The sequence below is a fragment of the Nonlabens arenilitoris genome (genome assembly GCF_002954765.1).
In the GTDB taxonomy this organism is placed as follows: Bacteria; Bacteroidota; Bacteroidia; order Flavobacteriales; family Flavobacteriaceae; genus Nonlabens; species Nonlabens arenilitoris.
In genome coordinates this window covers 3,032,900-3,044,996 of sequence record NZ_MTPW01000001.1, presented here as the reverse complement: position 1 = coordinate 3,044,996, position 12,097 = coordinate 3,032,900, and the positions used below count along the sequence as shown (strand labels likewise).

Here is a 12,097-nt window from a genome sequence, read left to right as displayed (position 1 = left end):
TTAAAATAAAGTATTTCACTCATCACTTTGGTTGTTGTTGCTTACTTTTGCCTTCGGTTTGAAAAAAAACAATGGCATCTTCTAAAAAAGTCAATAATTATCGCAGGAAAATCATGAAATCTCTAACGAGAAAGTTAGGGAAGAGACACGAACCTGTACCAGGTGATTTAAAAGATCTTAATGATGTTAAAAGAGTATTAATCGTACGCACTAATCATAGATTGGGCAATCTTATTTTAATAACTCCATTAGTACAAGAAGTCATACGTACTTTTCCTAACGCAAAGATTGACTTAATTGTTCAAGGATTCTTAGGTCCTATAATATTTGACAATTATAAAGAGGTAGATCAAATCATAAGACTTCCCAAAAAGCCTTTTAAAAATTTAAAAGACTATATTAAAAGAGCGTCTTCAGTACGAAAATATAAGTATGATTTTGCTATAAATGCTGTGATAGGTTCCTCTTCTGGACGTTTGTATACACAAATGGCATATGCTAAGTATAAAGTCTTTGGAGAAGAAGGTCAAGATTTCAGTACACAGTATGATGATGGAAAACACATCGCAAAAGAACAGGTCTATGCTTTTAGAAACTACATGTCTCAATTAGGTTTTCCTGAAAAAGATATACCGGTACCTAACTTGAGTCTTAAGCTTACCGATGAAGAGTCACAGCGCGGACTTCAAAAATTACGTGAAATTGCAGATGAGTCTAAAAAAACCATCTCCATTTTCACTTTTGCTACTGGTGATAAGTGTTATAAGCCAGACTGGTGGATTCCTTTTTATAAAAGACTACAACTAGAATATCCTGATTATCATATTGTTGAGATATTACCCTATGAGAACGTATCTCAAATCGATTTTACTGCGCCTTCATACTACAGTAAAGATATTAGAGAAATCGCTGCATTTATATCACATACAGATGTTTGGATAGGTGCTGACTGTGGTATCATGCATCTAGCTAGTGCATCTGGAGCACCGGTTGTAGGCTTATTTTCAAGAACAAATCGTCATGTTTATGAACCTTTTAATGGCAAAAGTTTCTCTTTATTCACCTGTGATTTAACCTATGATGAAATCATTAATGCCGTAGATGGCGTTATTAAATAAACTTAAACAGTAAATATTATGGCAAGACCAAGTGCTACATCGCTTAAAATGAGAATATTTCACCGCTATTTAGGGTTTTTCCTAGCTGGAATAATGGCTATATATGCAATAAGTGGTATCGTATTAATTTTTAGAGATAGTGATGTGATGAAACGAGAGGTTTCTTATTCTAAAACAGTTAATGCACAACTCAATGAAAAAGCATTAGGGCAGGCCATAGGAGATAAACGGTTAAAAATAGAGAAAGTAGATGGCGACATAGTTCTATTTAAAAACGGGAATTATAATAAGGTAACCGGTGCGGTCAATTATACAAAAATGGAATTGCCATATGTACTTGATAAAATGACACATTTACATAAGGCAAAATCTAGTCAACCTTTATTCATCTTAAACATCACCTTTGGATTAGGACTCTTATTCTTTGTGTTGTCTAGTTTTTGGATGTTTATGCCAGGAACATCTATATTTAAAAAGGGAATGTATTATGTGGCGGCAGGTATGGTGTTAGCATTAGTATTATTATTTATTTAAATCATTGAAAACTCTTAAGAAAATACTGCGACGCATGCTTTGGACCATACTTACTATCATAATCATACTTGTCGCATTCTATTTTTTATTTGTCAATTATTATCCAACTTTTGGAGGTGATGTAAATGACGATAAACAACGTTTATATCAATCTTCATCAAACTATTCTGATCAAAAATTTAGAAATATTGATGCTAGCGTACCAGCAGAATTAGGTTTAAGTAAAACTTTAGGTCTCGCTTATAAGTTCTTTACTACTAAGGTTCCTAACGGTGCACCACTAAATGATTTAAAAGTTATAAAGGTAGATCTAGAGCACATTAAAAAACAAGATTCTACTCAGTTGATATGGTTTGGACATTCAGCGTTTTATTTAAAAATGAATGGTAAACATATCTTGATAGACCCTATGTTTGGAAAAGTAGCAGCTCCACATCCATGGTTAGGTGCAAATAGATTTAATAGTCACTTGCCTATTGAAATTAAAGATTTACCTGACATTGATGCTGTCATTATATCACACGATCATTATGATCATCTAGATTATGATTCTATAAAAGCATTAAAAGAAAAAGTCTCTCATTATTATGTGCCTTTAGGTGTTAGCGTTCATTTAGAAGCTTGGGGAATTAAAGCAAATACAATCACAGAATTAGACTGGTGGCAAGAGACCGTTATAGGTGATCTTCAACTAATCTGTACACCAGCGCAACATTTTTCTGGTAGAAAGATAGGAGCAGAGCAAAGTACCTTATGGAGTAGCTGGATCCTTCAAAATAATGACGAAAGCCTCTTTTTTAGTGGTGATAGTGGTTATAGTACACATTTTAAAAGCATAGGAGAAAAATACGGCCCATTTGATCTTGCATTAATGGAGTGCGGTCAGTATAACGAGATGTGGTCTGACATTCATATGATGCCTGAAGAAACTGCTCAGGCTGGTGTTGATCTCAACGCTCGCGCTATTATGCCTATTCATTGGGCAGGATTTAAACTTGCATTACATGATTGGAGAGATCCAGTAGAACGTGTAACCACCGCTGGTAATGCGTTAAATTTACCGGTCATCACGCCGCAAATAGGTGCTGTAATTCACCTCAATGACTCACCTAGAGAGTTTAGAAAATGGTGGAAAAAGGATTTTCTAGAAGAGTAAGTTCTGATCTGATTGACTTGTGAAGTGTTTGAAGCACGCTTTCGCGAAAGCATAAAGCAACAAGCCTCTTAATATCAAATTATTTCATTCATTTATTATAGTCCATAAGATTCCTGCCTTAATGGAATCGAGTACTTTTGCAATATGTCAACATCTATAAAGAATCAAGAAGAAATACTTGAAAAATTAGGAATCACACAGTTGAATCCTATGCAAGAGCAGGCTCTCTTAACGATACCTGCATATCCAAACACCATTTTATTATCACCTACGGGAACAGGTAAAACACTTGCTTTTTTATTACCTGTGATCGACCTATTAAATGCAGACCTTAATGAGGTGCAACTTTTAATCATAGTACCATCTCGTGAACTGGCTATACAAATTGAACAAGTGATAAGAGATATGGGAACCGGTTTTAAGGCCAATGCGGTATATGGTGGTCGTCCTATTTCAAAAGATAAGATAGAACTAGCTCATATACCTTCTATTTTAATAGGTACACCTGGTCGTATCCTAGATCATTTAGATCGAAAAAGTTTCTCAATAGATGATATAAAAACTATCGTGCTAGATGAGTTTGATAAATCTCTCGAGATAGGTTTTGAACGTGAGATGGGAGATATTATGGATATATTAAGAAACGTTAAAAAGCGTGTATTAACTAGCGCAACTCAAAATATAAGAATTCCAGACTTTGCTAGAATTAAAAATCCCAAAGTAATCGATTATACCGCTACTGGAATCAAAGAACTGGCGATTAAAAAGGTGAGTGCGCCAGAAAAAGATAAATTAAAAACTCTAGTAGAGTTATTAAGGCACATAGGTAACCAGCCAGGTATTATCTTTTGTAATTTTAAAGATACAATCAACTATGTAAGTGAATACTTGAGCAGTCACGAAATTGAACATGGACTATTTTACGGTGGTATGGAGCAGCAAGAACGAGAACGAGCTCTTATTAAATTTAGAAATGGTACACATCAAATCATCATTGCAACAGACCTTGCTGCTCGTGGATTAGATATACCAGAATTAAAGTATATCATACATTATCAATTACCACTTAAGGCAGAAGAGTTCACGCATAGAAACGGTAGAACCGCACGTATGAATGCTACTGGAACTGCATATGTATTACAATGGAATAAAGAAACCGTACCAGATTTTATTACAACTGAAGAGGTATTAGTGCCTGTCCCTAAAAATACGACCCTAAAAACAGAATGGGCCACTGTTTTTATTTCTGGTGGTCGTAAAGACAAAATATCAAAAGGTGATATCGCTGGTCTATTTTTTAAACAAGGTGAATTAGAGAAAAATGAATTAGGGATTATTGAATTAAAACAAGATTGTGCCTTTGTAGCAGTTCCTAAGAAAAGACTATACGAGGTGATTGAAAAGACTAATAACACGCGTTTGAAAAAGAAAAAAGTGCGTATTTATGAACTTTAGTTAATCTAATTAGTTGAAAAAGAATAGCTTTTAAGACCATGCAATGAATTATTTGAGCTTGAAACGCTTATGAATGCTCAATAAATGAAGATATATCAATAATAAAACTGAATAGCTATGTAATGGGTCTATCTTTGCAACTTATATTATATAATTTAATTACATTAAGATGAGTAAAGGAACAGTAAAATTTTTCAACGAGACTAAAGGATTTGGTTTCATCACTGAAGAAGGAGTAGACAAAGATCACTTTGTACACATTTCAGGATTGATCGATGAGATCCGTGAAGGTGACGAAGTTGAATTTGACCTTAAAGAAGGTAACAAAGGATTAAATGCAGTGAACGTTAAAGTTCTATAAGACATATATATTCAAGTTTTTAGAAAAAGCTCATCCTTAAGGATGAGCTTTTTTTGTGCTATACTTTTTAAATAGATGCCTTAAACAAGATTCTTTAGAATAATCAATAATTATTATCAATTGCGGCACGAGCTTTGCATTCATATCAGTATTATAAATTTAATTACAATACAATGAGTAAAGGAACAGTAAAATTTTTCAACGACACCAAAGGATTTGGTTTCATCACTGAAGAAGGAGTGGACAAAGATCACTTTGTACACATTTCAGGATTAATCGATGAAATCCGTGAAGGTGACGAGGTAGAATTTGACCTAAAAGAAGGAAACAAAGGATTAAATGCCGTGAACGTTAAAGTTCTATAAGAGATATATTTTAAGTTTTTTAAAAGCCCATCCATAAGGATGGGCTTTTTTATGCTATAAACTTTTAATAATAGATATAGTGTCTAAAAAGCTTGAGATAACTTTAACAACACATCACGATACTTGTGATTAATAATAATGAAATTTGTTACTTAACCAGATATATTTAATAATGAAAAAAATACTGCTTTTAGGTATGCTGACCATTGCAATGGCTAGCTGTAAGAATGATCAAAAAGAAATCAATATTGTTGAAGAAGAGTCTACTACTATAGTGGACAGTGTAGAAGTAGAACCAATTAGTGAGTTTACCGCAGCTATTGAAATGGCGCATAAAAAAAATCTATTCTTAGAAAAAGACGGCGTACAATATGACTTCTCGGTAGCCTTCGGTGGTAATACTATTTTTGAAGGTGTTGTTACTCAAAAAACAGATGGCTCTAAAATACATATGACTAAAAAGGATGGTAGTGTCATTGTTTTTGACGGTGAGCAGGTATATGCAAGTAGCCAAGATGATTTAACTAACCCTATGACTAGATTTCACATATTTACATGGCCATATTTCTTTTCAATGCCATATAAATTAAATGATCCAGGAACAATTTGGGAAAAAGAAAAAGACATGAAATGGGGCGACACAACTATCCCAACGGCTAGATTAACGTTTGAAAATGGAGTAGGTGATACTTCTGATGACTGGTATGAAGTTTATAAAAATGAAGAAAATGATGTGTTACAAGGTGTAGCCTACATTGTAAGCTATGGTAAAGGTGTTGAAGAGGCCGAAAAAGAACCGCATGCTGCAAAGTATAATGAATTTGTTACCATTGAAGGTGTCCCTTTTGCTACTAATTGGAGTTTTCACAATTGGACTGCTCAAAATGGTTATACAGATCAAATAGGTCTTGCAACCATCAAAAACATCAATTTTGTTAGTAAAGATGACTCTTTCTATGCACAACCAGACGGTGCAAGTGTTGTATCTATGCCTGGCGAGTAATACCTATGTGTATATTTTAAGAAAAGCCTGTTCCATAACAGGCTTTTCTTATTTTTATTTAAGCTATTAATGAAACACTGGCCTTGCACACTAGACACGTGACAGATTTACCTGTTTTCAAATCCTTATTATTAAAACTGATTGCAGTACCACAATCTGGACATGGAACTTGTGTTTCCCGTACTTTTCTATTTTTAGAAAATAATTTTAATTCATTCATTTTTACAGCATCTACGTCAGTAGCTATATCTATTCCTATAGAGGTACCGCATTCTTTACAAGAAAAAGTTTCCCCTTTTAAATACTGCTCCGTATCAACCGTTACCATCGATTCACACTTCACACACGGTATTTCATTTATCATAATTATTAAATTGATAGAGTCCAAAAATATTGTTTAAACATTTGTTTTACTATTAATCGACAGGATTATATATAAATTAGCATTTTAAATATATACTGCTATAGCTAACCATTATCTATTTATTTGTTCGGCAAATAAAGATCGCTCAAAAACGGCCGAGGATTACTTCAGTTCTAAGTTTCCTAATTTAAAATTTGAATCAGCCGGTACTAATCTTAAGACTTGCAATAAATTGGGAACTCATTATATAAATATAGAAATGTTGCAAAGAGCAGATAAGATTTATTTAATGGAAACGAAACACTTAAAAGTGATTCAGAAAACTTTTGGAAATCGATTCTATAATAAAATAAATGTACTGCATATCGCAGATTTCTATAAATATGGTTCCACTGAATTAATACAAATTTTAAATGCAATAGTTTGTTTTGATAATTAGAATCAATTTAACATAATATCACTCATATTCCTCTAAATTTATTAAAAATATTAGTGAAACGATTAAGTTCGCTTTCGCGAAAGCAAAATAAAAAAACATGGAATATTTTATTATAGCCATTAAGGCAGTGGTATCAATCAGTTTATTAAATGTATGGCTACTACAATTTAATAAATCCACTAAATGGCGTGGTGGTAATGCTCAAAATATGATTGAAGAATTTAGAGCATATGGACTTCCAGCGTGGATGTGCTATACCATAGGTTTCTTTAAAGTTACACTTTCTATATTGTTAATTGCTTCAATATGGTATCCTAGTATAGAGAACGTTGCTGCAATAGGTTTAGCCTTGCTTTTATCTGGATCGATATCTATGCATATAAGAATTAAGGATCCTATGTATAAATCATTACCTGCGGCGATATTCTTAGCAATGTGCTTAATCATTGCTCTTATATAGTTATTAAAGTAATAGAAAAAAACGATAGGCCAGATAAGCATTTAGGAGACCAAATAATAATGCTGGTGCTGATAGAACGAAACTATCCTTAATTTTGATTCTGACACCAAAGCCTAGAAACATCAACAATGATAAACCTAGTGAGCCCATAAATCCAAGTATGGAAATGGTGTAAAGACCTAAAATAATACTCAAACCACCTAATATTTGAAGTATACCAGTAAGGTTGCGATATTGTGGTATTTTAAATCGATCAAACTCTAATGCCATGCGATTAGAGAGTAAGCAACTAAAGCCGTAAAAAAGAAAACAGGCTCCAGAGAATAAGGCTATTACTGTGAAGGAATTCATATGTTATTAATGAGTAAGTAATTTACTCTTATTGATTTTATATCACAAGCTTTTACAGAAACATTAAGATGATTTCTTTAGTTATAGATACTGATTTAAATTTCTTAAAATATCAATCGCGATTTAACAAAAAGGTTCCTAAGCATAAACTTAGGAACCTTTTCTTTTACCATTATACTTTATAAAAAATATAAAGAATAGAGGATACGTCTTAGCTCTATAATGGAATAGCTCGTGTATAAATTACACAGCTCTTTTTAATTTAATTACACCTACTGCGTTAAGAAATTTAATCACTAGATAGGTCATATCTATCTCATACCATTTCACACCAAAGTTCGCTCTGCTGGCGTGTTTATGATGATTATTATGATAACCTTCTCCCATCATTAAAAAATCAAATCGGAATAAGTTTTTACTTGTATTCTTCATTTTAAAATTAACATAGCCATATATGTGACCAAACCAATTTATAATCACACCATGTACTGGAGCCATTAAAAAAGTAAGCGGTAATAATAACCATTGCCACCATGCTGTTGCAAATAGGGCAAAGAATAATACATAACCTGTAATCCATAATAGTCTAGAGAATCTAGAACTAGCAAATTGATCAAAGCTTTTCCATTGTGGCACGTCTTTAGTAAAACGTTGATCTATCTCAATACGTTGTTTATTGATATCTTGATATATGGTTTTAGTCTTCCACATCATAGCAAATAAATTTGCGTCGTGTGATGGAGAATGTGGATCCTTCTCAGTGTCTGTATAGGCATGGTGCATGCGGTGCATGATACCATAGCCATATGCACTTAAATAACTAGCTCCTTGAAATATCCAAGTAAGGATAAAAGTAATGCGCTCCACTGTCTTAGACATCGTAAATACTTGATGAGCAGCATATCGATGCAGGAAAAACGATTGAAAAAACAAACCGCCATACCACAGCACTAAAACAAAAATTATAATTGTCATGTTTTTTTTACAAAGGTAAATTCAGGCGACAAGCCAAACAATGAACCTAAATCAATTAAATACGCTTTCTAATCCTGCTTAAGGCTTGAGCAGTAACACCTATGTAGGAACTGATGTATTTCAATGGAATGTCTTTTAAAAGCTCTGGGCGCTCTTTAAATAGTTTCATATAACGTTCCTCTGCAGTTAGATTCAGTAAGTTTTGTTCTCTCTTTGATTTAATTAAAAACAGTCGCTCAGCAGTTAAACGACCTATAAGATTACCTATTTGGGTGGTTTGATAAACGTCTTGTAAATCTGCATAGGTAATGCTTAAAATTGTGGTGTCAGTTAAGGCTTGTAATTGATATGCAGACGGTGATTGTGTGAGGAAAGAATCATAAGCACTTATAAATTGATTTTTAAAACTAAAACCAAAGGTGATTTCTTTTTCTGTATCTTCTTTAGGTATATATAAACGTACTACGCCAGACTCTATAAACGAGATGTGATTTTCTATCTCATTGATTTTAAGAAAGACTTCTTTTTTAGCCACAAAACGGCGCTGCAATTTTGACATAAAAAACTCCCAATCTTCATTTGATATGGTTGCGATTTGCTCGAGATATGCTTTGATCTGGTTCACTTAGGGAATGTACTTTTATAGAATTCGAAGATAATCATTCATAAGATTTCTAACCTATGACCTTAATCATTTGCTCTTATATAATAATAGATACAAAATGTAATATTATAACGTTGATCCATTAAAAAAGCTCTCCATTAATAGAGAGCTCTTAGAAAATGTATTGTGATATATCTTATCTAGCAGCATCATCACGTTCTAAATTATTTTTGCGATCAGCACCTTGACTATGTAATTTATTCTCTTCATCATTGAGACCATTAGGGCCATTATTCTTTTGCGCTGTGATACGTCCAGGAATGTCAAGATCTTTTCCTGTAAAATCAACTTTTTCTTTTCTGTCTATCAATTGTTGATCTGATTGATTGTCTGTATGTAAATTGGCATTATCACTACGTAACGTCTGTAAATCTTCCTTAGTTACATCAGGATTAAAAGGTAAATTCTCTTTGTTATTTAACTCTTTAGTCTTCATAATATGTTCTTTTTCTTAAAGATAGAGATTATTAAAAAGAAAAGGATTCATATTAACAATACCACAACAAGGATTAACAATAGATTGTAATTTCTATATTATTTCTGTTAATATGGTTAAGAAAAATAATACAGCTAAAGCATAGTTATAAGTAAAATGCTCACTGTAATAAACTGTAATTATATAATTACGCTTTCGCGAAAGCAAGAGTCGCATAATCTTTATGCCTTAAAGTCTTTAAAACTAGAATTACTAGGATATTCAAAAATCTCAAGGTTGAAGTAAGGTACGGCGGCAATCGTGTGATCAAAGATATCTGCCATGATGTACTCATAATTTTTCCATCTTTTATCACTACTGAAGGCATAGATTTCTAGAGGAATTCCATGTGCAGTAGGAGCGAGCTGTCGCACCATAATCATCATATCTTTATTGACACCGCTGTGGTTTTCTATATATGTTTCGAGATATTTTCTAAACACACCTATATTAGTCAGGTTGCGACCATTTAACAAGATGTCTTTGTTGATATTTTGTTCACTATTGTAGCTGTCTATGTCTGATTGTCGTGTCTCTAAATAGCTAGATATAAGGCTAATGTTTTTTAATGTATCAACTTCTTCTTTAGTCAAGTAGCTAACACTATCTAATTTAATGTTTAAAGCTCTTTTAATACGTCGTCCTTCTGATCTTTCCATACCACGCCAGTTCTTAAATGAGTCTGATATTAAGGCATAAGTAGGTATGGTCGTTATGGTTTTATCAAAGTTCTGAACCTTTACTGTGGATAGATTTATCTCTATTACATCACCATCTGCTCCATATTTTTCAAAGGTGATCCAGTCACCTATACGTACCATATCATTAATGGATACCTGTATACTGGCCACAAAACCTAATATAGTGTCTCTAAAGACTAAAATTATAATAGCCGATGCTGCACCTAATGTTGTAAAGAATTTTATAAATTCAATACTGGTTATGATAGCAAATGCAGATAATATTCCCAGCACCCAAGCAAAGATCATAAACACTTGTATATAGCTATCTATGGGCTTATCTCTTAAGCGTGGTAAGGTTTTAAAATAATCCTTAAGCGCATTTAATAAACTGCGTACAATCCACAATGTCAATATGATAGCAAAAACCTTAAAGCCTTTTTCTACCATATTTTCAAAATAAGGAAAATCTTGAAAAACAATAGGAATGAATTCTAATCCAAAAATAAGCGGTATGATATGCGCAATGTTTTGAGGTACTCGATTGGAAACTAAAAAATTGTCAAAATTAGTCTTAGTCTTTACAGTAAATTGTGTAAACAGTTTTATGAAAATCTTTTTAATGATGTAATCCACTAAAAATGCAATGACTAGTAATGCTATAAGTAGAATGATCATATTCAAATACTTAGCATAAACAGCAGACATACCTGTCTCAACTAGATAATCATATATAAAGTGTTTCATAGTCATAGTTGTAACGTTTAATCCATGTGCTGTAATTCAATGATCTCATTGAGCTGACAGGCCGTAAAATTAACCATCATTAGATCAATTAAAGTCTGTTTAACAATCTTTATGAAATCTAATAGAATGTTGAATCATTGACCGCTCAATTAATTTTGAAAAAGGGTAGGAGCTTATATTTAGAAAACTTAAAAGCCCAACAATCATCTATGATTGTTGGGCTTTTATAAAACTGTAGTAGATTATTATTCCTCTTCGTCTGCTGTAGCGAGAACATCTGCCATTTCTAGATCTTCATCCATGGCGTGGTTTGCTGGTACAGAGTCTTTAAGAGCAACAAATGCTTTTAAGCGTTCCATATCTTCATCTTCACCTGTAAAGTATGGAAATACATCCATAATAGGAGACTCTGTTATAGCAGGTATAGTATATTCTCCCATGGTATCCTTCATGGTACTTACTGTGTTATCATAAGCTTCTTTTACATCATTAGCCTGTACTAGTAGATACAGATTAGTCTTGCGTTCTTTACCGCTTTCTTCATCAAATGCGATTAAAGATACTCGGGATTTAAACCATCGATCTGTATTCTCAAACGGATGTATTTCGGCAAAGTTTGCCACCTTTATATTAGTGATTTTAATTTCTTCACTATCTGGCAAGTAAGCAGCCATTTCTTGAGTGATTCTGCTTTCTGCCTCGGTATATGAAATAGCATCTACTAGAAATGGTTCTGTTTTAATTTTTTGTGTGCCTGACGCTTCATCAAATTTTCTATATTTCACTTTACATTCGTACCAGGTTGCGCTCATCTTTTTTGTTTTTAGGGTGCCAAATATAGCCTAGCAAAACAACTCAAATCTTCAATAAACTGAATAGATATTCACAATTTGAAGTGATTGTTTTTAGGTGGTTTAAGCCTAGTGGTTTAGGTGATTTATTTTTTTAAA

16 protein-coding genes are annotated in these 12,097 nt (G+C 33.0%); 9 read left to right on the top strand and 7 right to left on the bottom strand.

Going from position 1 to position 12,097, the window contains the following annotated elements; genetic code table 11:
• Positions 1 to 71: 71 nt before the first annotated feature.
• The 7 genes from BST92_RS13595 (at position 72) to BST92_RS13565 (ending at position 5,992) form a co-directional block, all read left to right on the top strand.
• Positions 72 to 1,118, top strand: a complete 1,047-nt coding sequence (locus BST92_RS13595) for a glycosyltransferase family 9 protein (RefSeq protein WP_105071950.1) — start codon at positions 72 to 74, stop codon at positions 1,116 to 1,118.
• A 48-nt stretch (positions 1,119 to 1,166) separates the two neighbouring features.
• The gene (locus BST92_RS13590; protein WP_245910945.1) at positions 1,167 to 1,652 is read left to right on the top strand and encodes a hypothetical protein; all 486 of its coding nucleotides are present in this window, start codon (positions 1,167 to 1,169) and stop codon (positions 1,650 to 1,652) included.
• A 34-nt stretch (positions 1,653 to 1,686) separates the two neighbouring features.
• Complete coding sequence (locus BST92_RS13585; protein ID WP_105071948.1) at positions 1,687 to 2,808, top strand: MBL fold metallo-hydrolase; 1,122 nt, start codon at positions 1,687 to 1,689, stop codon at positions 2,806 to 2,808.
• Between the two features lie 144 nt (positions 2,809 to 2,952).
• Complete coding sequence (locus tag BST92_RS13580; RefSeq protein WP_105071947.1) at positions 2,953 to 4,263, top strand: DEAD/DEAH box helicase; 1,311 nt, start codon at positions 2,953 to 2,955, stop codon at positions 4,261 to 4,263.
• 169 nt (positions 4,264 to 4,432) lie between these two features.
• On the top strand, positions 4,433 to 4,624 hold the full coding sequence (locus BST92_RS13575; protein WP_036579162.1) for a cold-shock protein: 192 nt from the start codon (positions 4,433 to 4,435) through the stop codon (positions 4,622 to 4,624).
• Between the two features lie 173 nt (positions 4,625 to 4,797).
• The gene (locus BST92_RS13570) at positions 4,798 to 4,989 is read left to right on the top strand and encodes a cold-shock protein (protein WP_042288823.1); all 192 of its coding nucleotides are present in this window, start codon (positions 4,798 to 4,800) and stop codon (positions 4,987 to 4,989) included.
• Between the two features lie 172 nt (positions 4,990 to 5,161).
• Positions 5,162 to 5,992, top strand: a complete 831-nt coding sequence (locus BST92_RS13565; RefSeq protein WP_105071946.1) for a heat-shock protein Hsp90 — start codon at positions 5,162 to 5,164, stop codon at positions 5,990 to 5,992.
• A gap of 58 nt (positions 5,993 to 6,050) precedes the next feature.
• On the opposite strand, the gene BST92_RS13560 is transcribed toward BST92_RS13565, so the two are convergent.
• Entirely contained in the window at positions 6,051 to 6,356 is a 306-nt protein-coding gene (locus tag BST92_RS13560) for a hypothetical protein (protein WP_105071945.1), read from the bottom strand.
• Between the two features lie 289 nt (positions 6,357 to 6,645).
• Here BST92_RS13560 and BST92_RS15285 point away from each other — a divergent pair, with 289 nt between their 5' ends.
• Positions 6,646 to 6,795, top strand: a complete 150-nt coding sequence (locus BST92_RS15285) for a hypothetical protein (protein ID WP_245910943.1) — start codon at positions 6,646 to 6,648, stop codon at positions 6,793 to 6,795.
• A gap of 97 nt (positions 6,796 to 6,892) precedes the next feature.
• A complete protein-coding gene (locus BST92_RS13550; protein WP_105071943.1) occupies positions 6,893 to 7,255 on the top strand; it encodes a DoxX family protein in 363 nt (120 codons plus the stop codon).
• Positions 7,256 to 7,258: 3 nt separating this feature from the next.
• On the opposite strand, the gene BST92_RS13545 is transcribed toward BST92_RS13550, so the two are convergent.
• The 6 genes from BST92_RS13545 to BST92_RS13520 form a co-directional block, all read right to left on the bottom strand.
• Complete coding sequence (locus BST92_RS13545; protein ID WP_105071942.1) at positions 7,259 to 7,606, bottom strand: DoxX family protein; 348 nt, start codon at positions 7,604 to 7,606, stop codon at positions 7,259 to 7,261.
• A 243-nt stretch (positions 7,607 to 7,849) separates the two neighbouring features.
• Complete coding sequence (locus tag BST92_RS13540; RefSeq protein WP_105071941.1) at positions 7,850 to 8,581, bottom strand: acyl-CoA desaturase; 732 nt, start codon at positions 8,579 to 8,581, stop codon at positions 7,850 to 7,852.
• 55 nt (positions 8,582 to 8,636) lie between these two features.
• Positions 8,637 to 9,206: a Crp/Fnr family transcriptional regulator gene (locus tag BST92_RS13535; protein WP_105071940.1), complete on the bottom strand. Its 570-nt coding sequence runs from the start codon at positions 9,204 to 9,206 to the stop codon at positions 8,637 to 8,639.
• Positions 9,207 to 9,381: 175 nt separating this feature from the next.
• The gene (locus BST92_RS13530; RefSeq protein ID WP_105071939.1) at positions 9,382 to 9,681 is read right to left on the bottom strand and encodes a hypothetical protein; all 300 of its coding nucleotides are present in this window, start codon (positions 9,679 to 9,681) and stop codon (positions 9,382 to 9,384) included.
• 221 nt (positions 9,682 to 9,902) lie between these two features.
• Positions 9,903 to 11,153 (bottom strand): mechanosensitive ion channel family protein, encoded by a 1,251-nt coding sequence (locus BST92_RS13525; protein ID WP_105071938.1) that lies wholly within the window; start codon positions 11,151 to 11,153, stop codon positions 9,903 to 9,905.
• A 239-nt stretch (positions 11,154 to 11,392) separates the two neighbouring features.
• Positions 11,393 to 11,959, bottom strand: coding sequence for a DUF4494 domain-containing protein (locus BST92_RS13520; protein ID WP_105071937.1), 567 nt, complete (start codon positions 11,957 to 11,959; stop codon positions 11,393 to 11,395).
• Positions 11,960 to 12,097 lie beyond the last annotated feature (138 nt).

Bases quoted from the DNA above. Each gene is read 5' to 3' on its own strand.
- BST92_RS13550 (WP_105071943.1), top strand. From the start codon at position 6,893: ATGGAATATTTTATTATAGCCATTAAGGCAGTGGTATCAATCAGTTTA.
- BST92_RS13520 (WP_105071937.1), bottom strand. From the start codon at position 11,959: ATGAGCGCAACCTGGTACGAATGTAAAGTGAAATATAGAAAATTTGAT.
- BST92_RS15285 (WP_245910943.1), top strand. From the start codon at position 6,646: ATGGAAACGAAACACTTAAAAGTGATTCAGAAAACTTTTGGAAATCGA.
- BST92_RS13545 (WP_105071942.1), bottom strand. From the start codon at position 7,606: ATGAATTCCTTCACAGTAATAGCCTTATTCTCTGGAGCCTGTTTTCTT.
- BST92_RS13575 (WP_036579162.1), top strand. From the start codon at position 4,433: ATGAGTAAAGGAACAGTAAAATTTTTCAACGAGACTAAAGGATTTGGT.
- BST92_RS13565 (WP_105071946.1), top strand. From the start codon at position 5,162: ATGAAAAAAATACTGCTTTTAGGTATGCTGACCATTGCAATGGCTAGC.
- BST92_RS13530 (WP_105071939.1), bottom strand. From the start codon at position 9,681: ATGAAGACTAAAGAGTTAAATAACAAAGAGAATTTACCTTTTAATCCT.
- BST92_RS13525 (WP_105071938.1), bottom strand. From the start codon at position 11,153: ATGACTATGAAACACTTTATATATGATTATCTAGTTGAGACAGGTATG.
- BST92_RS13580 (WP_105071947.1), top strand. From the start codon at position 2,953: ATGTCAACATCTATAAAGAATCAAGAAGAAATACTTGAAAAATTAGGA.
- BST92_RS13560 (WP_105071945.1), bottom strand. From the start codon at position 6,356: ATGATAAATGAAATACCGTGTGTGAAGTGTGAATCGATGGTAACGGTT.
- BST92_RS13590 (WP_245910945.1), top strand. From the start codon at position 1,167: ATGAGAATATTTCACCGCTATTTAGGGTTTTTCCTAGCTGGAATAATG.
- BST92_RS13540 (WP_105071941.1), bottom strand. From the start codon at position 8,581: ATGACAATTATAATTTTTGTTTTAGTGCTGTGGTATGGCGGTTTGTTT.
- BST92_RS13595 (WP_105071950.1), top strand. From the start codon at position 72: ATGGCATCTTCTAAAAAAGTCAATAATTATCGCAGGAAAATCATGAAA.
- BST92_RS13585 (WP_105071948.1), top strand. From the start codon at position 1,687: ATGCTTTGGACCATACTTACTATCATAATCATACTTGTCGCATTCTAT.
- BST92_RS13570 (WP_042288823.1), top strand. From the start codon at position 4,798: ATGAGTAAAGGAACAGTAAAATTTTTCAACGACACCAAAGGATTTGGT.